This window comes from Sedimenticola hydrogenitrophicus (assembly GCF_029017505.1).
Taxonomy (GTDB): Bacteria; Pseudomonadota; Gammaproteobacteria; order Chromatiales; family Chromatiaceae; genus Sedimenticola; species Sedimenticola hydrogenitrophicus_A.
The window spans coordinates 100602-121379 of record NZ_JAQGEI010000013.1 but is presented as its reverse complement, the minus strand read 5'-3'; the positions used below and the strand labels follow the sequence as shown (position 1 = coordinate 121379).

Here is a 20778-nt window from a genome sequence, read left to right as displayed (position 1 = left end):
AGGAGGTCCGCCCCGGGCCGATCATCGCGGCGGGGGCGCCGCTCCTACAGTGGTATTATTTATGAATTCGTGGGATGAGTTACGCTTCGCTTTACCCATCTTACCTACGCTACTTGCAGGATACCGGTGTGCTGAAAGCCATTTTTTTCGACCTGGATGAAACCCTCTGCGATACCCGAAAGGCGACTGATATCGCCAAGGCGCAGCTGGCCGAGACGGTGCGGGTGCGGTTCGGTGTGGATGGCGTGCTGTTTGCCGATAGCTACGAATCGGGCTTCTATCGCCGCTGGAGTGACGCCCAGCGGGCGCGTTATCTGTCGATTATTGAATGGCAGGGCGAGGATGCGTTTCGCGTGCAGTTGATGATTGACCTGCTGGCTGAACTGGGTGCGGGCGAGGTGAGTCAAGCGGCAGCGCAAGCCTTACAGAAGCAGTTCGACCATGATCGCCTGGCCGCCTTTGATTTCTTTCCGGGGATCGAGGCGTTTCTGGCCGAGGCCCGCCGGTTGTTCACCACCGTGGTGATTACCAATGGCCCGGTGTTTTCCCAGATACCGAAGATCGAGACGGTCAATCTGGCGGCCCATGTGGATCACATCATTATCGGTGGCCAGGAGCCGGAGGAGAAGCCGGCGCGCTCCATCTTCGAGAAGGCCCTGAAGCTGGCCAACTGCGAGGCCCACGAGGCGATCCATGTGGGTGACAGCCTGGCGGCCGATATCGCGGGTGCCCACGGCAGTCGCATTACCTCTGTCTGGGTCCGGCATCAGCAGCCGCTGGATGCGGAACTGGGGATCACGCCCCACCACACCGTGATGCACCCGAGTGAGATACCGGCCCTGATTCGCGGATTGCAGCGGGATTGATTCGGTTGTCGGTCGAAAACGTGCTACCTTCCCCGCCTGTCAATGAGCCCGCTGAGCCGTTCTCGGGTGTAGTAAAGGATTCGTCATGGCCCTGAAGCCAACCATCTATAAATTTAACATCAGCCTGTCGGATATTAATCGTAACTATTACGACACCCTGAACCTGACGGTGGCGCAGCACCCGTCCGAAAACCCTGAACGGATGATGGCGCGGGTGATGGCCTATTGTCTGAATGCCCAGGAGTCACTGGTCTTTACCAAGGGGCTTTCGGAACCCGATGTGCCGGACATCTGGCGGCGCACGCTGGATGATCAGGTGGCCTTGTGGATCGATGTGGGCGAACCGGCCGTGGAGCGGATCAAGAAGGCCACGCGACTGGCGAAAAGCGTCAAGGTCTACAGCTTCAATGCCAAATCCGATGTCTGGTGGGAGCAGTCCCGGAGCAAATTTGGCATGTTGCCGGTTTCGGTATTTCGATTTGACGCCCGGGGCATCAGCGAGCTGGCCGCGTTGTTGCGGCGAACCATGACGCTGTCCGTCACCATCACCGGCGATTCCGCCTATGTGGCGACCGAGTCGGGGGAGTGTGAAGTGGAGTGGTCGCCGCTGCAGGCACGCTAGGTCTGCGGGATGGGCGGAGTCGGCACGGCGTAACCCATCAGGGTGATCCGGGTTGATCGGCCCTCAACGCGGCGGATCGATCTGCCGGTTGATGGAGCCGTTAATCCGGAACCAACCGGCGACGCTGTAGCGGTCCCGGTCGGCGGCCAGCACCTCGTGGGGAAACTCCTCGCTGAGAAAGATCACCATCGTGCCGAAGGCGGGCACCACCTTGCTGATCTCGTCGCCGTCATCCGGGGCGTAGACCACCAGCTCGCCACCCTGGCCCGGTTCCCAGCCCATGTTCAGATAGGTGACCAGGGTCAGCACGCGGTTGGATTCGCCGCGAAAGGCGTCCAGGTGTTTTTTGTAAAAATCACCGGGGTGGTAGAGCGCGAAGTGACTCTCAAACGAGAACAGGCCGAGGAACAGGCGCCGGTTCAGATAAAGTTTCAGGCGCGTGGTCCAGTCGAACCATTGGCTGGCACCGGGGTGGGCGTCATCCATCCAGTAGATCTTGTCGCGGCGGATAAATGGGTTCCGGTCCTGCTCCAGGCCGCGGCCGATGCGCGCCTGGTGAAAGCGCTCCTCCTCCAGCAGGCTCAGGTAGCGTACCAGGCTGTCGGCGACAGGGTGGGGCAGGGCGGCGGGCAGAATGACGTAGCCCTGGGATTCGATACCACAGGCGATGCGTTCGAACAGGCCGTCCTCCTCGAGGGGAATTTCGGCATTGAACTCAGAGAGTGGATGTATCAAGCGGGTAGCGCTCAAAAGTGGGATCGGCTCCCGGCAGGCGCGGCCGGGCAGTGCTTGGCGTGGCGTTATTCTAGGCCCGGATACCGGTTTGCGCCAGAATTATAAATACCAATAATTACAGTACGTTGCGTTCTTGCGTGGCCGTCTGATGGGATTGGCGTGGCAGTACTTGTAGGGTGGATAAGCATCAGCGCATCCACCATGAATCGAATGGCGGTGGATGCGCAAGCTTATCCACCCTACGAATTCGGCGATTCGGCTTTGTGAAATGAACTTCGAAACCTGAATTATAAATACCAATAATTACAGTGAGTTGTGTTCTTGTGTGGCCGTCTGGTGAGATTGATGCGGCAGTTCAGGCGGATGGGGATCCCGGGTGGGGTTGGGGGAGGCGGCGCCTCCCCCCCGTGTCACATGTTACGAGCAGGAGCCGCAGCAGACGCCGGGGCGTTCCTCCTCTTTCTTCTCCTCGGTGGTCTCCACCTGGATATTCACATCGATCGCCGTGGTCTGCGGCTGCGCCTCATCGGCGTTGGTTTCGGTGGTGGCCTGCTGGGTATCGGTGCTCATTTTATGCTCCATCCTAAATTCTCGGGTGATAAACTCGGCGACCAGCATAAGGGGTGGCGTGCGGTCATGCCTTGTCCTGGCTCAATTTTGCCGCGGCATCCTGCTTTTGGCCTCTGCAGCCGCGTTATCAGGGCGTGACCGGATCCTGTTCCTGTTTCAGCCACGCCCGTGGCGATTGCCCGGTATGCGCCCGGAAGCTGCGCGACAGGGCGCTGGCGCTGCCGTACCCCACCGTATCGGCCACGTACTGCACCGGCTTGCCCTGGCGCAGCAGGGATTGGGCGACAGTGAGTCGCCACTCACTCAGGTAGGCCCCGGGCGTGGTGCCCACCACCTCCCGGAACCGGTTGGCGAAACGGGCCCGGGACATGCTGGAGCGGTCGGCCAGCGCCTCCAGCGACCAGTCGCGGGCCGGCTCGGCATGCATGGCGTTGATCGCCCGGGCCAGCCGGTCATCGGCCAGGCCGGCGAGCAGGCCGAAGCCCAGGCGGTGCTGATCCATCAGGTCCCGCAACACCAGCACAATCACCACCTCCATCAGGCGGTCCAGGATTGCCTGCTGTCCGCAGTGATGCTCCACCGCCTCGATAAACAGCAGCGACAGGGCGCGATCCAGTGCCGGCATATCCGCCAGCCGGATCACCACCACCTCCGGCAGGGCACGGGACAGCGGGTTGTTCAGTCCGGCACCGAACTCGAACGAGGCACACACCATCTCCACCCCATCCTGTGGACGCAGGTGATGGGTGGTGGGGTTCATGTAGAGAAACAGCGTCGGCTCCCGGAACTCCAGTGGCGGGTGGGCGTGGGACTGGACCTGGAGCCGCCCCTGTTGCAGGACATGGATGTAACCGACCCCGCTCGCCCGGTCAAAGCTGGCCGAGTGGCACAGCGGGCCGGTCTGAAAGACCCGCGCCTTGAGCGAGAAGCACTTCAGCAGTTCCACCAGTCGATCGCCCATAATGATACTCAAAGTATAAAAATAGATATGAATTGATACCTATAGTAGCCGCTTGCCTGCCAATATCAAGTCGTGCCCCGAGCGGGCATTCCTGTCAATCAGCGACTACAGAGAGGTTCATCATGTCACGCATAACCCCGATACCCGTTGAACAAACCGATGCCGCCACGGCCGCCACCCTGCGCGCCGTGCAGGCGAAACTGGGCGCCCTGCCCAATATGTTCACCACTTTTGCTCACGCCCCGGCGGCCCTGCAGGGGTATCTGCAGCTCTCCGAGGCCCTGGCCGGCGGGCGCCTGAGCGCCCGGCAGCGGGAGCTGGTGGCCATCGCGGTGGCCCAGGAGAACGGCTGTGAATACTGCCTGAGTGCCCATGCGGCACTCGGCAAGGGGGCCGGCCTGCAGGAGCCGGCGATCCGTCAGGCCCGGGAGGGGCAGGCCGAGGATCCGCTGGACGCGGCCATCCTGAAGCTGGTGCTCACTATCACCCGCAACCGCGGCGGGATCAGTGACGGCGATCTGGCGGCGGCGCGAGCCACCGGACTGGACGATGCGTTGGTGGTCGAGGTGATCAGCAACATCGCCCTGAATGTCATGACCAACTACCTCAACCGGGTGGCCGGGACGGAAGTGGACTTCCCTCGGGTGACGCTGTCGGTAGCGGCCTGAGGCGGAGACCGGCACGCCCTACAGCAAGACCTCGACGGCGGCACCGGCCGCCGACTGCGCGGCCTGTCATCAGGCCAACGCCGAAAAGGATATGATGTTTACCCAGTTCTATCCGATCCTGCAGTAGTGTTCGAGCGGATTCGCCGGGATGTTCCGACGAATCCGCTCAATCCTCGCCGTTACACCGTGCAAAACGAAACGCCTGCCGGTTCTCGTGCAGCAGCGAGCGGGCATGTTTGCGCAACGGTATCTGCATGCGTTCCCCCAGCTCCGTGGCCGCCTGGATAAACGGTTTCTGCCGCAGTCGCGGTATCCCGCCATCGAAGGCAAAGGCGATGCAGTTGCCGTCCGGGATGCCGAGGGTGACCACCTGCCGGTCAAAGGCGACCTGCAGTGCTTCGTTCAGTGCATGGTGGGTCAGGCTGCTCTTCATCCAGTAGTTGCAGACCAGTATCCCGCCCGGTTTCAGGGCGCTGCGGCAGGCGGCCAGGAAGTGGAGCCGCGCCTGCAGTTCGTTCATTCCCTCGCCCACGTAGAGATCGGTCAGCATCAGGTCGGCCGGGGTGGGCTTGCGGTTCAGGTACTCCCAGGCGTCGGCCACATGTAGCCGCAGCCGTCTGTCGTCGGGCAGCGCGAACCACTCCCTGGCCAGTTTCACCACCCGGGGGCGCAGCTCCACCGCGTCGATGCGGCAGTCGGGTTGATGGGCCAGCAGCGCCTGGACCAGCGCACCGGCCCCCAGCCCCAGCAGGGTGCAGTTGCGGATTTCCGGCTTCATCAGCAGACCCAGCATCATCACCTGGGTGTAGTGGTGACAGAGTCGTGCCGGTTGCTGGAGATCGATACAGCTCTGTTCCACGCTGTTGCCGAAACAGAGCATGCGGCGCCCGGCGTCCTGGTGCACCGACAGTTGGCCCCATTCATCGCGGCAGAGGTGAAGTGGTGATCCGATTTCGGGCATGGCGGGAATGCTACGGAAATAGTGTGCAGGGCGTGTGCGAGGATGGTAGCAGGTTCCGGTGCGGGCCGGGGTAATTTTACCCACGGCGGTCCTCGACGGGGCTTTGTGTGGTATTGATAGTTCACGGATTATGAAATAGTGTCCGGTGGCATAATCGATGTACGCGGCGATCCGCTGTTTACGGCAACACAACAAAGCGTGGGGGAGGGGGCGTTCGGATGGCGAATCGCGCTTGCTCCCGGGTCACGCGCCACTTCTGGAAATAATGTGAGCATCTGGGAAAAAAGCCTGCTGCTGATACTGCTGCGCCGGCGGCTGGAGACCGAGCGCACCATCGACTGGCAGACCCTGCACCGGCGCGATCGCGGCTGGGCGCTCGGCCAGCCGCAACAGCCGTTGTGGAGGCTGCTGCGCGGCTGGCTGGAACAATCCGGCACCCCGTCACCCGGCGGCAGTACCCTGTTCGTTTATGGCGCAAGCGTGGTCGCCCTGCTGCTCGGTTTTGCCCTGATGGCGGGGCTGCTGACGTTCCAGCCCCTGCAGCGTATCAACCTGCTCTGGTTCCTGCTGATCGCCGTGTTCCTGCCCCTGGCCTGGTGGTTGCTGGCGCTCGTCTTCACCGCAGCCCAAGTGCCATTTCCGCTACGCACCCTGTATGAGCATCGGCTGCCCCAGGGGGGCGTACCCGGTACCCTGCGGCCGCTGTTGCGACAGACCGTGGTGGCCCTGGGGCAGCAGCTGTCGCTGCTGTTCGCGGCGGGCATGCTGGTCGCCTTTCTGCCCTACCTGTTGCTGACCGACCTGGCCTTTGGCTGGTCGTCGACCCTGGACCTGGGCAGCGGCCTGATCTACCGCATCACCAGTACCCTGGCCTGGCCCTGGGCGGACCTGTGGCCGGCGGCGGTGCCCTCCGTGGAGCTGATCGAGCAGAGCCACTATTTTCGATCCGCCCCGCTGGCGGCCGCAGAGCCCGCCCTGTTCGGGCAGTGGTGGCGTTTCCTGCTCATGTGCCTGCTGGTCTATCTGCTGTTGCCGCGGCTGGTGACCACCGGTGTGGCCCGCTTTCGCCTGCGGCGCATGCAGTACCGGGTGCGGGACCACGATGCCCTGATCAGTGGTCTCCAGCAGCGCCTGACCAGTGAGTTGATCGAGCAGGAGGCCTCGCCGGTGGTGCAGCGGGCGGTGACGGAATCGAACCGCCAGGCGGAGCCGTCGGCGAGCCGCTATCCCCAGGTGGTCTGTTGGGGGATCTGGCCGGAGACGGAGATCGCCACCCTGCGCCGTCAGTTGGCGGCCGATGCCCCCGGCACGGAGTGGCTGGATGTGCCGCGGGATGCACAGGTAAGGGAGGTGCTGGAACGGCTGGCAGAGATGCCGGACCAGCCCCTGCTGCTGCTCTGCAAGGGCTGGGAGCCGCCCACCGGTGAGCTGGCCGACTTCTGCCAGGCCCTTGCCGGGCAGCGCGGCCGGCTGTTTCTCTGGCCGGTACCGTTGGCCGGCATGAGCGCGTCACGGCAGCGCGCCCTGAGCCAGTCCTGGCTGCCCTTCATGCGCCAGCTTCCCGATGGCTTTCACTTGATCGACGGCGAGCCGGCGGCGGGGGGAGCGCATGCCTGAGCATCCGATGATGGCCGTGGTGGGGCATCCCAACAAGGGCAAGTCCTCGGTGGTGGCCGCGCTGACCCAGAACGACCAGGTGGAGATCTCGCCACTCTCCGGCACCACCCGGGTGGCCCAGCGCTTCTCCCTGAAGCTCGACGGGCGTACCGTTTTCGAACTGGTGGATACACCCGGCTTCCAGCGCGCCGGCCAGTGCCTGGCCTGGCTGAGGGAGCAGCCGGTGGCGGCGGACCGGCGGCCGCAGCGGGTGGCGGCGTTCATCGAGCAGTTCGCTGACAGCGACCGCTTTGTCGACGAGGTGGAACTGCTGAAGCCGATCATCGAGGGGGCCGGCATCATCTACGTGGTCGACGGCTCACTGCCCTACAGCCCGGAATACGAGACCGAGATGGAGATCCTGCGCTGGACCGGCCGGCCGCGGCTGGCACTGATCAATCCGATCGGCGGCGATACCCATGTGGCGCAGTGGCGGCAGGCGCTGAATCAGTATTTCAGCCTGGTGCGGCTGTTCGACCCGCTGCATGCCCCCTTCGAGCAGCACCTGCAGCTGCTGCGCACCTTCGGCGAACTGGAACCGCACAGCGGTACGGCCTTCGATCGGGCCATCCAACAGCTGGAGGGTTACCGCCGGCTCAAACTGCACCAGGCGGCCGGCATCATCGTGGAGAATCTCTACCGCCTGCTTGGTTACCAGCAGTCGAGCAGCCGGCTGGAACGGGCGGCGCGCGAACAGCTGGCGGCGTTGCTGCCGGAGGAGATCGAACGCTTCAATACCCGGCTCAACCGGCTGGAGCGGGAGGGGCAGCAGCAGCTGGAGGCGCTGTTCCTCTACCATCGGTTGGAGTCCGATCTGCGCCAGCTGGAGGTGGACCGGAGCGAATTGATGGACACCTCCCAGTGGACGCTCTGGGGGCTCGGGAAACACCAGTTGGCGCTGGTCAGCGCCGGGGCCGGCGCGGCCATCGGCCTGCTGGCGGACGCCGGTCTGGGGGGCGCATCGCTGCTGACCGGCGTCATTAGCGGCGGCGTGCTGGGCGGGCTTTCCGGCTGGTTCGGGGCGGACTGGGTGAAACAGCGGATTCCCTCCTGGCTCCAGGTCAGCGCCGAAAGGCACCGGCTGGGACCGGTCAAGGATCCCAACTTCGCCTTCGTCATCCTGGGGCGCGCCCTGAGCCATGCCCGGGCCATGCTCGCCCGCAGCCACGCCGACCGCGAGCGGCTGGTGATCGGTGAGGAGGGGATTCGCCGCATGCGCTCCCTGGAGCTGAAGACCCAGGTGCGACTGCTGAAGCAGTGCCGTCAGCTGCTGAAGCAGGGGCCGCAGGGGCGGGCGGCGGACGGGTTGCGGGAGTGGGTCTACCGTCAGTTGACGGACTAGGGCGGAGCCGCCCCTGTGCCTGCCTTGGCATTGCCATCCACCCGGACCTCCGACTGGCCAACCGTAGGGGCAAGCCCCTGTGCCTGCCCTGACCGATCGAAGGTCCGTCCTCCAGGCAACCACGAGGGGTTGCCCCTACGGATTTTTTCAAATTACGTCAGGCCGCGGCCCTGGAACCGACCGTTTCCAGGCCGGCGTTGACCCAGTCCTCCTTGCCCTCGGCGTATTGCCTGACATTGCGGTAACCCAGTGTCTTCAGTTTGAACGCGGCCTTGGCCGAGTTCTGGCAGGCGGCGTTGGCGCAGTAGACCACGATCAACGCCTCCCGGTCGGGCAGCACCTTGGGCGCCAGCTGCTCCACCTCGTCAAAATTGATATTGATGGCCCCCGGCAGGTGGGCATCCGCGAAGTATCGCAGCGGCAGCGCCTCGACCAGGGTCATGGGGCGATTGTCGCGCAGGTTTTCCAGGATCTCCTGACGGCTGATTTTCTCGATCATTTCGCTTCTCCTTGTGTTGGTCAATCTGGTTGCAATTACAACCAGCGACTAAAGTGAAGCATAATGAGGTTGTAATTGCAACCAGATTCACGGATACTTGCGTTATGAAAATACCCCCCAAAAAAGAGAGCGTGGCGGCCTGGGCGCACCTGTTCCGCGTCTACAAGACCCTGCTGGAACAGAGCGAGCAGGAGCTCAAGCGCGCCGACCTGCCGCCGCTGAGTTGGTATGACGTGCTGCTGGAGGTGCACGATGCACCCGGACAGCGGATTCGTCAGTTTGAACTGGGACAGAAGGTGCTGCTGCCCAAATACAATCTGTCGCGCCTGCTGGACCGGCTGCAGAACGAGGCCCTGCTCAATCGCGAGGCCTGCCCCGAGGACAGGCGGGGTGCGGTGATCACCCTCACCCCCGGCGGACGCCGGCTGCTCAAACGCATGTGGGCTGTTTACGGCGGCACCATCCGGGAGCGCTTCGAGGCGCGCCTGACGGAGCGGGATCTGGTATCGCTGGAGAGGACACTGGCCAAGCTGCTCGATTGAATCACCGAGCCAACCACCGGCTCAGCCGAGGGGATTTGTCAGGATTGATCCATGCATGGAGCGGCGGGGCGGTGTGGGGATGGCTGGCCGGGGAGATGACCGGCCAGCCATCGGTTGTGGCTGAAGGACCGAACTTCGGAATCAGCGGTGATGCGAGGCCAGCTCCACCGGTTTGTGGCGCTGAATGATCTCGGTGACCTCGCTCTCTATATCATCCGGGATCATGACCTTGAGTTCGGTATGCTCGCTGTCGGCAAACATCTTCTCCCGGTCGATGCCGCTGGCGAGCAGGTCGTCCATGGCGTTGCGGATCGTATCCATGGAGGTGAATGCACCGGTAATTGTGGTTGTCATGGTATGGCTCCTTCTCGGGGTGAGAGGGCTACATCATCGTGTTACATCGTCGAGTGATGTGCTCCGGGGTTGATCGGGGAATGCCTTATACCTTAAGTCTAGCACCCCGACAGGGTACACGGTGGCGCCCGGAGGGGCGGCAAGGTCGGTCGGGTGGTAGTATCCGCCTTACCGGGAAGCAAACCCCCGCGTCCGTCCGTCGGTCGGCGGATTTCAGCTTCAATTCATCTCTCCATGCGTACCCTGTAACTGGCCGGTGGGAACTCCTGCGGACACTGAAGCACCCGAATGAGGATTGTCTCGCGCCGGCCCAGGGTGCAGGATAAGGGTTACCATGAAAAAACGTTATTTATTGCTTGTTGCACTGCTGGTGCCGCTGCTGGTAATGGCCGAGCGTGACCACGAACGGGCGCGGGCGCTGCTGGAGTCGGGCGAGATCCTGTCGCTGGAACAGATCCTGGCCAATGTCCGCGCCGAGTATCCGGGACGGCCGCTGGAGGTCAAGCTGGAACAGAAAAAGGATGCCCTGATCTACGAAATCGAACTGCTGGATGACGACGGCAAGGTGTGGGAACTGAAGCTGGATGCGGTAACTGGGGAACTGCTGAAACGCGAGCGGGAAGATTAGTGCTGCGTAATTATCACATTGACGGAGCACTGGGATGCGCCTGCTGCTGGTAGAGGATGACGCCGAACTGGTGGCCCGGCTGAAGCCGGCCCTGAAGCGGGCCGGCTTTGCCGTGGATGTGGCGGATAACGGGGTCGATGGCGAATTCATGGGCGAGGTGGAACCCTACGACGTGGCGGTACTCGACCTGGGACTGCCGCAACGTCCCGGTCTGGAGGTGCTGGCGCACTGGCGGGCGCGGGAGAATCCGCTGCCGGTGCTGGTGCTGACCGCCCGGGATGCCTGGCATGAGCGGGTGGACGGATTCCGCGCCGGGGCAGATGACTACCTGGGCAAACCGTTCCACGTGGAGGAGCTGGTGGCCCGGCTGCTGGCGCTGGTGCGCCGCAGCGCGGGACAGCCCGCCCACGAACTGAAGCAGGGCGGGCTGCAGCTGGATGAGGACCACCAGCGGGTGATACTGGCCGATGGCCGCCCGGTGGAGCTGACCGGCACCGAGTTCCGGTTGCTGCGTTATTTCATGCTCCATCCCGGGCAGATTCTCTCCAAGACCCGACTCACCGAGCATGTCTACGAACAGGATTTCGATCGGGACAGCAATCTGATCGAGGTCTACATTCGGCGCCTGCGCGAACGCATCGGCCGGGAGCGCATCGAGACCCGACGCGGTCAGGGTTACCTGTTCCGTGGAGATGACAATTGATGTCCCTGGGCCAGCAGTTGCGGCTGGGCCTGGGCGCCGGCCTGGTGCTGTTGTTCGGGCTGGTCTGGTGGGGTGGTATCCAGGCGATCCACAGCCTGACCGAACATTTCGTCGCCTCCCGACTGGAGCACGACGCCGAGTCGGTGCTGGCGGCAATGCGCCTGGATGACTCCGGCCGGCCCCAGGTGCGCTGGCGGCGCATCGATGCCATCTACAACCAGCCGCTCTCCGGTCACTACTACCAGATCAACTTCCGGGACGGCGAACAGGTCGTCTCCCGCTCCCAGTGGGATCAGCGGCTGGAGATTCCCGCCTTCGATCCCGGCACCCGGGGCCAGTGGCGCATGCCGGGCCCGGCGGGCCAGGAGCTGCTGGTCTGGGCCGCCGGCTACAACAAGCAGGGGAAGATCTTCTCCATCGCGGTGGCGGAGGATATGACGCCGCTCAACCAGCGGCTGACGCAGTTCGAGTGGTGGTTCGTGGCGCTGATCCTGGTTGGTACCCTGCTGCTGTTCGCCGGGCAACAGTTGATCGTGCGCGCGGCCCTGGTCAGGCTGGAACGGGTGCGGGAGGAGATGGCGCGGCTGGAGCGGGGGGAGGTCAGGGCGCTGACCACCCAGGTTCCGACCGAGGTGGCACCGCTGGTGGTACAGTTCAATCATCTGCTGGGACTGTTTCAGCAGCGCTTGGAACACTCGCGCAAGGGGCTGGGTAACCTGTCACACGCCTTCAAGGGACCGATCAATCTGCTGCAGCAGCAACTGGAGAGCGATGAGCTGGCGGCCCATCCCGAGCTGAAGGCCGCCATGCAGCAACAGCTCTCGCGCATCCGCCAGCTGATGGAACGGGAGATGAAGCGGGCGCGTCTGGCCGGTTCCGGGATCTCCGGAGGGCGTTTCAATGCCGGCCGGGAGATGCCCGCGCTGCTACGCGTGCTGCGACAGATTTACCATGAAAAGCAGTTAGCCATCGAGACCAGGGTTCCCGAGGCGGGTCAGCTTGCGGTGGACCGGGAAGATATGCTGGAGCTGTTGGGTAACCTGCTGGATAACGCCTGCAAGTGGGCCCGGGGCCGGGTGCGCTGTGTCATCGCTCAGCACGATGCGCTAGTGATTGAGGTGGAAGATGACGGTCCCGGTGTCTCAGCGGAGGCGCTGGCCCGGCTGACGGGGCGCGGGGTGCGGATCGACGAGTCGGTGGACGGGCATGGCCTGGGTCTGGCAATCACCAAGGACATGGTGCAGCTCTATGGCGGCGGGATCGAGTTTATGCCGGCGCCTGAGCTGGGCGGGCTCAAGGTCCGGGTCACTCTGCCGCTGTGATCGGCACGTCGTCCGCGCCCGGCTGTCATCTGGTTTGGGGTATCCGCGTGGGCACAAAAAACGTGCCCACCCTACAAACAACAAACTGCGTAATTGCCCTAACTGCCTGACTCGCGCGGGGTGCCCTCGCGATACACCACCCGATAGCCCCGCTTGAGCTGCATATCCCGTCGTTTGATCAGGGTGCGCTCGGCCTCTTCACGCCCCTCGAAGTGCTCCTTGGTCACCTGTCCACGGGTACCCTGAATACCCGTTTCACGCACCAGGCTCCAACCGCCCAGCAGATCGGGCTGCAGGTGCAGGTGGTAATAGCGGAGCGGCTGCTCGGGTGAGTGCAGGGTCTGCATGTAGATGCGCATGGCGGCTGAGTTCGACTGGCTGTGGGTTGGGTGATCGTTTGTGTGGGCCCTTTTGTAGAGCATTTGGCCGAATATTTACAGTTTTTTCAAGCTACGCGGTGATTTTCAGCCTAGTTTCAGCTGCCGGGATTACTCTTTTAATCAGGGAAAGGCAGCAGATTGAAGGAGAAGATCATGAAAACCCACAAACGCACACTGTTACTCAGCTTGGCGATCGGCGCCCTGTTGGCCGCCGGCAGCCTGCTCGCGGTCCCACCGGGACCAATCCCCTTCGCCACCTATGACAGCAACGGCGATGGCCGGGTGAGTGCCGACGAGTTTTATGCGGCGCGCAATGCCCGCATCGGCGAACGGGCCAGGGAGGGGCGGTTGATGAGGAACTTGGGCAACGCGCCGGCCTTTGAGGCGTTTGACGGCGACCGCGACGGCTATCTCAGCGAAAACGAGTTGCTGAAAGGCCAGCTCTCCCAGACGCGGCAGCAGCTGAACCGGCCGATGGCCCCCAAGGGGGGTGCCAACCGGCAGGCGGCGGGGTTTGCCGATTTCGACAGCAATGGAGACGGTGTGGTAACGGCGGAAGAGTTTGCCCGGACCCGTGCCGCCCGCCAGGGTGAGAAGGCCGCGCAGGGTTATCCCATGCGTAACGCCGGGTCGGCCCCCGGCTTTGAATCGTTCGATGCCAACGGCGACGGTCGCCTGACACCGGAAGAGTTCGTGCCGGGGCGGCGTTTCTGAGCGATTGTAGGGGCAACCCTCTGTGGTTGCCCGGTGTCCCCGGGACTCGGCAATCCGGGCAGGCACGGGGGCCTGCCCCTACGGGGTGGTGATGGATGATTTCAGTCGTCCATGACCGAAAGGTAGGCGAAGATATCGGTCAGCTCCTGGTCGGTGAACTCGTCCAGCAATTCACTATCGGGCGAGTCCTCGTCATGGATTCGCCGCTTGCTGCGCAGCTGTTCCACCTGACGCCACAGGTAGTTGGTGTACTGGCCGGCGAGCATCGGCACCGCCTTCTTGTGGTCGCCCCAGCCCTCCTTGCCGTGGCAGGTGTCGCACTCCTTGTTGTAGATCTTGCCACCCCGTTCGATATCCCCTTCCGCCTTGGGGATCTGCATGATCATTTTCGATTCCAGCAGGCGCGCGTAGGCGTCAAAGTCGGGGGCGTTCTCATCCATCGGTGAGAGCCGGGTCTTGAGGGTGATCTCTGACAGGTAACGGGCAATATCGTAGATGTCAGATTCCGGCATCTGCCGATCATCGATATACTCCACCATGGCCAGGTTCTTGCGCTTGCGGTCGCGGAACAGGCGCAGCTGGTTGATGGTGAACTCGATCGGTTGGGAAGCGATACGGGGATACTCACCCTCCTTGCCACCCTGTCCGTATTCGCCATGACAGCCGGCGCACAGTTCGTTGATCTCCTCGGCATTGTCGGGATCATAATCATAGGTTTGCGCCTGCAGCGGCTGGGCCAGACACAGCATCAGCAACGCTGAAAACGGGAATAGGGTTTTGGGATGAAACATGGACATCGACATCTCGAAAAAACGTTTGGCACACAGACGGGTGCGGTAACCCGAAATTTTGCCGTATTGGAACAGAAAACAGGTTGCGGTTCTTTTGATCTTGGTCAAGCTAGCGCATTTTTCCCGGTTTTATTACCATTGCGTGCCCCTTGCTGCCGCCATCACGGACCGCCCCAGTGACCGATTTCCCCTCCCCAGGCGGCTGGCTCGTCGCCGCCAGCGAACGACATCCCCAGGCTCCTGCACTGGCAGGCGTGTGTGCGCGTGACTATGGACAGCTGGTCGCCGAGGCGGACGGGTTGGGCGCCCGACTGGTCGCGCGGGGCGTCTGCCGTGGCCAACTGGTTGTGGTTCAGCTCGCTTCGGCACAGCAGCTGGCCGGGCTGCTCTACGCCGCCCTGCGTCTGGGCGTGACCCTGTTGCCACTGGACCCGGCCATGGAGCCGGCCCGCCGTGAGCGGTTGCTGGCCGGTGTCGGTTGTGACTTTCTGGTGAGTCATCAGCCCCCGGCGGCCCCCGGGATGGGCTGGATTGTGCCGCACGAGTTGTTCGCCGCGCCTCCGGCGGGGGTGGCGCCAGCCGGGGTGAACCCGCTGGGTGGGCGATCCTTAAGTGGTGACCAGATCCAGCTGATCATTGCCACCAGCGGCACCAGCGGAGAGCCCAAGGGGGTGATGCTGAGCGCGGCCAACCTGGCCGCCAGCGTGGCCGCCTCCGAGCGGCGTCTGGGGTTGGGCGTGACCGACTGCTGGCTCGCCTGCTTGCCGCTGTTTCATATTGGTGGCCTGTCGATCCTGCTGCGCTGTCTCGCCGCCGGAGCCCGGGTGCTGCTGCAGGAGGGGTTTGAGGTGGCCGAGGTGTGGCAGCAGATTGCGGCCGGTGAGGTTAGCCATGTGTCGCTGGTACCGGCCATGCTGGAGCGGCTGCTGATCCAGGCCGACCGTCCGCCACCGCCGACGCTCAGGGTGGTGCTGATCGGCGGCGGGCCGCTCTCCCGATCACTGGCGCAACGCGCCCATGCCGCCGGTTGGCCGCTCTGTGTCAGTTACGGCATGAGCGAGACCGCCTCCCAGTTCGCCACCGACTGCTCGCCGACGGCGGGGCTCACCCCGGGTCGGGTCGGCCGGCCGCTGGAGGGATACCAGGTGTCGATCGGCAGCGCCGGGCGTATCCGGGTGCGCGGCCCGGCGGTGATGCGCGGCTACGCCAATCCGGCGGGGGCGGCGGGCCTGGGGCTGGAGCGGGGCTGGTTCGAGACCGGAGACCTGGGGCGCCTGGACGGGCAGGGGCGGTTGACCGTGATCGGCCGCGCCGACGACCTGCTGGTCAGCGGCGGCAAGAATATCCATCCCTCCGAGGTCGAGGAGCGGTTGCTGGCCTGTCCCGGGGTGACGGCGGTGGGCGTCACCGGTCGAGCGGACCCGGTGTGGGGGGTTACCCTGGTGGCGCTGTTCAGCGGCGAGGTGGCGGCCGCGGCTCTGGCCGAGTGGTCCCGCGAGCACCTGCCCGGCCACCTGCGGCCGCGGGAGTTTCTGCCGATTGAGCAACTGCCGCGCAATGCCATGGGCAAGCTCTCCCGGGCGGCGCTACAGGAGCTGCTGGAGCAGCACCCCCCGGCTGACCAGGCATAACCCCGTTTCGAGTGGATAAGCATCAGCGCATCCACCATGAATCGGATGGCGGTGAGGAGTGGTATAGGGAAGTACCGTTTACGGACCGGAGGATGGCATGCGCAAGCTTACTCACCCTGCTTCAGTTTCGTAGGGTGGATAAGCCGGTAGGCGCATCCACCATTGCTGCTGGCGAGGCATAACCCAGCCGCTTCACTTCAGTCCGGCTGCAGGGTCAGGATCGGCATCCCCTCGGTGATCGGATCGCCGATCTCGACATGCAGGGCGCGGACCCGACCGGAGCAGGGGGCGGGGATATCCAGGGTGGTCTTGTCGGTCTCCAGGGAGATGATCGGCTCGTCGCGCCAGACCCGGTCGCCCGGGTTCACCAGGATGTCGCTCACCAGCAACGCCCCGTCGGCGCAGGCACCGCAGCTCTCCCAGCACTCCGGCAGCGCCGGCAGACGGACTTCGACCGGTCCACTCATGCCGGCTCCCGGCGCGCGCTGGCCGGCTGGCCGTTGCTGCCCCGGTTCCCCAGAGCCGGCGTGACTATCGGCATGGCCCTCTCAATGTGGTTTGTCGAGAAGTGCATCGGCATAGGGGAACAGGGTGGGGGCGCCGCCGGTATGCCAGAACAGCAGGGTGTCGTCAGGGCCGAAGACGCCCTCGTCGATCAGCCGCAGCAGCCCACCCATGGCGCGGCCGGTGTAGACCGGATCGAGCAGGATCCCCTCGGTGCGGGCCAGCAGGCCGATGGCGTTACGCTCCGTGTCCCCCACAACCCCGTAGCCCTGGCCGGTAAACCGCTCCTGGAGGGTGATGGCGTCGGCATCAAAGCGTTGATCGATGCCGAACAGGGCGGCGGTCTCGTTGGTCAGGGTGCGCAACCGCTCGGCGTAGGGGGTGTCGGCGTCCTCCTCCTTGTCGATACGGATGCCGATCACCTGGCAGTTCAGTCCCGCCTGATGGGCGCCGACGATCAGCCCGGCCTGGGTGCCGCCGGAGCTGGAGGCGAACAGCATGTGGCTGATCCGCTGATCCAGGTTGTCCAGCTGGGTCTTCAGCTCGGCGGCGGCATGCACGTAGCCCAGGGCGCCGGTGGCACTGGAGCCGCCGTAGGGGATGAAATAGGGGTTGCGTCCCTTGGCGCGCAACCGGTCGGCGATCTGCGGCATCTGCTCGCCCTTGCGCCACTCACCGCTCCAGTGGATATGGGCACCGAGCAGCTGGTCCAGCAGCAGGTTGCCCTGCGCGGTCGGCGGCGCCTCCCCGCCCAGCACCAGATGACACTCCAGGCCGGAGGCGGCCGCGGCGGCGGCGGTCTGGCGGCAGTGGTTGGATTGCGTGGCCCCGCCGGTGATCAGGGTGTCGCAGCCCGCGGCGATGGCCGCGCCGACCAGATACTCCAGCTTGCGGGTCTTGTTGCCGCCCAGGGCCAGCCCGCTCTGATCGTCCCGTTTCATCAGGATGCGCGGTCCGCCAAGGTGTTGGGAGAGCCGCTGCAGGTTCATCAGCGGCGTGGGGAAGAAACCAAGGGATGCCCGGGGGTGCTGATCCAGTAGTGAATGCATCTGTGCCATCTCCTCTGTTGTCCGGTTATTTCCACTTTAGTCAAATTAGCTCGGATCAGCTTTCTCAGGGCTTTCGGGTGGGAGGATTCCAAGACCGTCGGCGGCAGGGACGCCGCCGTCGAGCCCCCAGGGATGGGTTTATGGCGTGTCTTGGAATCCTTTCACCCGGAAGCTATCCGCCGAATATCGGAATCAGCGCCAGAATCTGACAAAGTAGAATTATGCCCTCAGTATAAAGCCAGTTCCGGATTCCGGCCCAAGAGTCACTCGTCCGTCACGGATCACGGGCGCGCCGCCCAGGTCTCGGGTGAACCAGGCGCTGGTGGCCAGGCCATGCACGGCCGGCGTGGTCAGTGCGTCCGCCGCGGCGGCCAGATGGCACAACGGCCAGAGGCCGGCGCTGCTCTCCAGGGTGCTGGTGATGACGCAGGCAGTCCCTTGTTGGCGGGCCTGGCGGATCAGCTCCAGCGCGGGGAGCAGTCCGCCCAGGCAGGCGGGCTTGATGACGAGGCGCTTGACCGGCAGCGGCGGCAATCGCTGCCCGGCCTGGAGATACCCGGGCAGGGACTCGTCCAGCGCCAGGTCGAAGCGGGCCAGGGCCTGCAGTTCGTTGAGGATTTCACGCTGCGGATCGCGCAATGGCTCCTCCAGGGATTCGATCGGCAGCTGGTTCAGCCGCTCGATCAGCTGCCGGGTCTCGTCTGCCCGCCAGGCGCGGTTGGCATCCAGGCGCAGCTGGACGCCGGCCGGGAGCCGTTCACAGAGCTGCTCCAGCAGCGGCAGTTCAACGGTCATCGGGGCGCTGCCCAGCTTCAGTTTGAGGATGTTGAAGCCGGCGGCGATGGCCGCCGCTGCCCGCTCGCCCGACGATTCGTTTAGGGCACCGAGGGCGGCGTTGAGCCGCACCGCGTGCCCCGCTTCCCCACCCAGCAGCCGATACAGCGGCACGCCCTGTTGGCGGGCCTGCAGATCCAGCAGCGCCGTCTCCAGCCCGCAGCGGGCGGCGGGGTGGCCGCTTGCCGGCGGTAGCGCCCGGCACGCCGCGTCGGGGGAGAGGCCGGTCATCCTGGGGAGCCGCTCCTCCAGCCAGGCCCGGCTCTCGGGGGCGGTCTCGGTGCCGGCGGCCGGCAGCGGGGCGGCATCCCCATGGCCGCAGCGACCGGAGCGGTCGCGGACGCGCACCAGCCAGCCGCGGCGCTCGGTCAGGTGACCGGCGGCGGAGATCCAGGGGGTCGCAAAGGGGAGCCGATAGGCAGTCAGCTCGGCAGAGACAATCCGCATCAGAGCAGCAGCCCGAGACTCAGCAGCCCGCCGTAGGCCAGTTGCAGTTTGGCGGTATCGGCGAGGATGGCGTTGAACACCCGCCCCGGAGGCTCCCGGGTGAAACGGTGCAGCAGCCAGAGGGCAAACGGCAGGCAGAGCACCACCAGCCAGCTGCCGTCGAAGCGGTTGTTGAACGCCACCGGCAGGGCAAAGGGCAGGATCAGCAGCAGCACATAGAGCTGGCGCGCCCGCTCCCGGCCCAGGTAGTGGACCAGGGTCAGCTTGGCCGCCCGTTCGTCGGTCTCCAGGTCGCGGTAGTTGTTCACCAGCAGCACCGCGGCGGCGAGCAGGCCGATGGCGGTGGCACAGAACAGGGTCTCCAGGGAGAGGCTGCCGGTCTGCAGGTAGTAGCTGCCGCTGACCGCCAGCAGGCCGAAGAAGATGAACACGAACAGCTCGCCGCCGGCGCTGTAGGCGATGGGGCGCGGGCCGCCGGTATAGGCGTAGCCGGCCAGCAGGGAGAGCAGGCCGATGATCACGATCGGCCAGCCGCCGACCCAGGCGAGGTAGATGCCGAGGGTAAAGGCGCCGGCGAAGCTCAGCAGGGCCGCCCGTTTCACCTGGCGGGCACTGAACCAGCCCTGGGCGGTGGCCCGCTCCGGGCCCAGGCGATCGGGGGTGTCGGCGCCGCGCTCGAAGTCGGCGGCGTCGTTATACAGGTTGGTGCCGATCTGGATCAGCATTGCCGCCACCAGGGCCGTCAGCGCCGGCAGCCACAGCAGCCGGCCCAGCTCGGCCCAGGCCAGGGCGCTGCCCACCAGTACCGGCACCACCGAGATACCCAGGGTCTTGGGGCGGACGGCGAGCAGCCACTGTTGTATCTGCATATCGAGTGCGTACCTGGATCAGGGACGGCGCGGGAACTTGTTGAAATCGGCCGGCCGCTTCTCCACGAAGGCGTCGCGCCCCTCCTGGGCCTCGGGGGTCAGGTAGAACAGCCCGGTGGCATTGCCCGCCAGCTCCTGGATGCCGGCCAGACCGTCGGTCTCGGCGTTGAACGAGGCCTTGAGCATGCGCAGGGCGGTGGGGGAGAGCTGCAGCATCTCGCGGCACCACTGCACGGTTTCATTCTCCAGTTGGTCCAGCGGCACCACGGTGTTCACCAGGCCCATCTCCAGCGCCTGTTGGGCGTCGTACTGGCGGCACAGGAACCAGATCTCCTTGGCCCTCTTCATACCCACGGTGCGGGCCAGCAGGCCGGCCCCGAGCCCACCGTCGAAGCTGCCCACGCGTGGGCCGGTCTGGCCGAAACGGGCGTTGTCGGCGGCGATGCTGAGGTCGCAGATCAGGTGCAGTACCTGGCCACCGCCGATGGCGTAGCCGGCCACCATGGCCACCACCGGTTTCGGCAGGGTGCGGATCTGGCGCTGCAGCTCCAGCACGTTCAGGTGCTCGACGCCGCTGCTGTCGCGGTAGCCGCCGTCGCCGCGGACGGTCTGGTCGCCACCGGAACAGAACGCCCGCTCGCCCGCACCGGTAAGGATGATGGCGCCGATGCCGGGGTCCAGGTGGGCGTGGCGGAAGGCCTGGATCAGCTCCATCACCGTCTCCGGGCGGAAGGCGTTATGCACCCGGGGCCGGTTGATGGTGATCTTGGCGATCCCCTCGGCCTGGTGATAGAGGATGTCGCTGTATGCCGTCCCCTCGGGAACCTGCCATTCGATGCTGCTGGCCATGACTACTCCACTGGTCTGATCATATTTAGCAATACGGGGTCGGATTCAGGCCGGGCCGCCGTCGGGGTGAAGCCGGTATGGGTGGCCTGACTCCGACCCCTTGTGATTTCGACGTAGGCGGGCATTTTAAACAAAATGCCGTGGTTGCGTATGAAAAATGCCCATGGGGATTATTTGACGATATGGGGTCGGAGTCAGGCCGTAACAATACGGGGTCGGAGTCAGGCCGGGCCGCCGTCGTGGTGAAGCCGGCATGGGTGGACGGCCTGACTCCGACCCCT

Annotated in this window: 24 protein-coding genes; 11 read left to right on the top strand and 13 right to left on the bottom strand. The window is 64.7% G+C overall.

The genetic code is table 11. The features are described from left to right. Positions 1-128: 128 nt before the first annotated feature. Together O9K64_RS10280 and O9K64_RS10275 are read left to right on the top strand one after the other, a co-directional pair. On the top strand, positions 129-866 hold the full coding sequence (locus O9K64_RS10280; protein WP_275097975.1) for an HAD family hydrolase: 738 nt from the start codon (positions 129-131) through the stop codon (positions 864-866). Positions 867-951: 85 nt separating this feature from the next. After that, positions 952-1488, top strand: a complete 537-nt coding sequence (locus tag O9K64_RS10275) for a YaeQ family protein (RefSeq protein ID WP_275097974.1) — start codon at positions 952-954, stop codon at positions 1486-1488. A gap of 63 nt (positions 1489-1551) precedes the next feature. Here the strand turns inward: O9K64_RS10275 and O9K64_RS10270 are convergent, their stop codons facing one another. From O9K64_RS10270 to O9K64_RS10260, 3 genes are all read right to left on the bottom strand, one after another. Continuing rightward, positions 1552-2238 (bottom strand): 2OG-Fe(II) oxygenase, encoded by a 687-nt coding sequence (locus O9K64_RS10270; protein WP_275097973.1) that lies wholly within the window; start codon positions 2236-2238, stop codon positions 1552-1554. A gap of 402 nt (positions 2239-2640) precedes the next feature. Further along, positions 2641-2793: a CCGSCS motif protein gene (locus O9K64_RS10265; RefSeq protein WP_275097972.1), complete on the bottom strand. Its 153-nt coding sequence runs from the start codon at positions 2791-2793 to the stop codon at positions 2641-2643. Between the two features lie 127 nt (positions 2794-2920). Continuing rightward, entirely contained in the window at positions 2921-3754 is an 834-nt protein-coding gene (locus O9K64_RS10260) for an AraC family transcriptional regulator (RefSeq protein ID WP_275097971.1), read from the bottom strand. Between the two features lie 122 nt (positions 3755-3876). Between O9K64_RS10260 and O9K64_RS10255 the strand changes: the two genes are divergently transcribed. Continuing rightward, positions 3877-4422 carry a carboxymuconolactone decarboxylase family protein gene (locus O9K64_RS10255; protein ID WP_275097970.1) on the top strand — a complete coding sequence of 182 codons (546 nt, stop codon included), beginning with the start codon at positions 3877-3879 and terminating at the stop codon, positions 4420-4422. A 166-nt stretch (positions 4423-4588) separates the two neighbouring features. Here the strand turns inward: O9K64_RS10255 and O9K64_RS10250 are convergent, their stop codons facing one another. Further along, entirely contained in the window at positions 4589-5383 is a 795-nt protein-coding gene (locus O9K64_RS10250) for a spermidine synthase (protein WP_275097969.1), read from the bottom strand. 267 nt (positions 5384-5650) lie between these two features. Here O9K64_RS10250 and O9K64_RS10245 point away from each other — a divergent pair, with 267 nt between their 5' ends. Together O9K64_RS10245 and O9K64_RS10240 are read left to right on the top strand one after the other, a co-directional pair. Next, positions 5651-7000 (top strand): DUF2868 domain-containing protein, encoded by a 1350-nt coding sequence (locus tag O9K64_RS10245; protein ID WP_275097968.1) that lies wholly within the window; start codon positions 5651-5653, stop codon positions 6998-7000. Beyond that, a complete protein-coding gene (locus O9K64_RS10240) occupies positions 6993-8381 on the top strand; it encodes a DUF3482 domain-containing protein (RefSeq protein WP_275097967.1) in 1389 nt (462 codons plus the stop codon). Before O9K64_RS10245 ends, O9K64_RS10240 begins: the two co-directional genes overlap by 8 nt. Before the next feature lie 157 nt (positions 8382-8538). On the opposite strand, the gene O9K64_RS10235 is transcribed toward O9K64_RS10240, so the two are convergent. Then, the gene (locus O9K64_RS10235) at positions 8539-8880 is read right to left on the bottom strand and encodes a rhodanese-like domain-containing protein (RefSeq protein ID WP_275097966.1); all 342 of its coding nucleotides are present in this window, start codon (positions 8878-8880) and stop codon (positions 8539-8541) included. A 104-nt stretch (positions 8881-8984) separates the two neighbouring features. On the opposite strand from O9K64_RS10235, the gene O9K64_RS10230 reads away from it, so the two are divergent. Continuing rightward, positions 8985-9422 carry a MarR family winged helix-turn-helix transcriptional regulator gene (locus tag O9K64_RS10230; RefSeq protein ID WP_275097965.1) on the top strand — a complete coding sequence of 146 codons (438 nt, stop codon included), beginning with the start codon at positions 8985-8987 and terminating at the stop codon, positions 9420-9422. A gap of 141 nt (positions 9423-9563) precedes the next feature. On the opposite strand, the gene O9K64_RS10225 is transcribed toward O9K64_RS10230, so the two are convergent. Beyond that, positions 9564-9776, bottom strand: coding sequence for a hypothetical protein (locus O9K64_RS10225; protein ID WP_275097964.1), 213 nt, complete (start codon positions 9774-9776; stop codon positions 9564-9566). A 334-nt stretch (positions 9777-10110) separates the two neighbouring features. On the opposite strand from O9K64_RS10225, the gene O9K64_RS10220 reads away from it, so the two are divergent. Genes O9K64_RS10220 through O9K64_RS10210 form a run of 3 tightly spaced genes read left to right on the top strand, consistent with a single transcriptional unit; the run spans position 10111 to position 12429 of the window. Then, positions 10111-10404: a PepSY domain-containing protein gene (locus tag O9K64_RS10220; protein WP_275097963.1), complete on the top strand. Its 294-nt coding sequence runs from the start codon at positions 10111-10113 to the stop codon at positions 10402-10404. Positions 10405-10438: 34 nt separating this feature from the next. Further along, a complete protein-coding gene (locus O9K64_RS10215) occupies positions 10439-11107 on the top strand; it encodes a response regulator transcription factor (protein WP_275097962.1) in 669 nt (222 codons plus the stop codon). Then, complete coding sequence (locus O9K64_RS10210; RefSeq protein ID WP_275097961.1) at positions 11107-12429, top strand: sensor histidine kinase; 1323 nt, start codon at positions 11107-11109, stop codon at positions 12427-12429. The genes O9K64_RS10215 and O9K64_RS10210 overlap by 1 nt, the downstream gene beginning before the upstream one ends. Before the next feature lie 98 nt (positions 12430-12527). On the opposite strand, the gene O9K64_RS10205 is transcribed toward O9K64_RS10210, so the two are convergent. Continuing rightward, the gene (locus O9K64_RS10205) at positions 12528-12788 is read right to left on the bottom strand and encodes a WGR domain-containing protein (protein WP_275097960.1); all 261 of its coding nucleotides are present in this window, start codon (positions 12786-12788) and stop codon (positions 12528-12530) included. Between the two features lie 174 nt (positions 12789-12962). Between O9K64_RS10205 and O9K64_RS10200 the strand changes: the two genes are divergently transcribed. Further along, positions 12963-13523, top strand: coding sequence for an EF-hand domain-containing protein (locus tag O9K64_RS10200; protein WP_275097959.1), 561 nt, complete (start codon positions 12963-12965; stop codon positions 13521-13523). Positions 13524-13624: 101 nt separating this feature from the next. Here the strand turns inward: O9K64_RS10200 and O9K64_RS10195 are convergent, their stop codons facing one another. Continuing rightward, positions 13625-14422: a c-type cytochrome gene (locus tag O9K64_RS10195; protein ID WP_275097958.1), complete on the bottom strand. Its 798-nt coding sequence runs from the start codon at positions 14420-14422 to the stop codon at positions 13625-13627. 68 nt (positions 14423-14490) lie between these two features. On the opposite strand from O9K64_RS10195, the gene O9K64_RS10190 reads away from it, so the two are divergent. Then, positions 14491-15945: a class I adenylate-forming enzyme family protein gene (locus O9K64_RS10190; RefSeq protein ID WP_275097957.1), complete on the top strand. Its 1455-nt coding sequence runs from the start codon at positions 14491-14493 to the stop codon at positions 15943-15945. A 197-nt stretch (positions 15946-16142) separates the two neighbouring features. Here the strand turns inward: O9K64_RS10190 and O9K64_RS10185 are convergent, their stop codons facing one another. The 5 genes from O9K64_RS10185 to menB all read right to left on the bottom strand — a co-directional run bounded on the left by O9K64_RS10185 (position 16143) and on the right by menB (position 20497). Continuing rightward, positions 16143-16412 (bottom strand): lipoyl domain-containing protein, encoded by a 270-nt coding sequence (locus O9K64_RS10185; RefSeq protein WP_275097956.1) that lies wholly within the window; start codon positions 16410-16412, stop codon positions 16143-16145. Between the two features lie 81 nt (positions 16413-16493). Next, positions 16494-17498: a D-cysteine desulfhydrase family protein gene (locus O9K64_RS10180; RefSeq protein WP_275097955.1), complete on the bottom strand. Its 1005-nt coding sequence runs from the start codon at positions 17496-17498 to the stop codon at positions 16494-16496. 219 nt (positions 17499-17717) lie between these two features. Beyond that, entirely contained in the window at positions 17718-18779 is a 1062-nt protein-coding gene (gene menC, locus O9K64_RS10175) for an o-succinylbenzoate synthase (RefSeq protein WP_275097954.1), read from the bottom strand. Next, positions 18779-19648 carry a 1,4-dihydroxy-2-naphthoate polyprenyltransferase gene (locus O9K64_RS10170; protein WP_275097953.1) on the bottom strand — a complete coding sequence of 290 codons (870 nt, stop codon included), beginning with the start codon at positions 19646-19648 and terminating at the stop codon, positions 18779-18781. The genes menC and O9K64_RS10170 overlap by 1 nt, the downstream gene beginning before the upstream one ends. A gap of 18 nt (positions 19649-19666) precedes the next feature. Next, on the bottom strand, positions 19667-20497 hold the full coding sequence (gene menB / locus O9K64_RS10165) for a 1,4-dihydroxy-2-naphthoyl-CoA synthase (protein WP_275097952.1): 831 nt from the start codon (positions 20495-20497) through the stop codon (positions 19667-19669). Between the last annotated feature and the right edge of the window lie 281 nt (positions 20498-20778).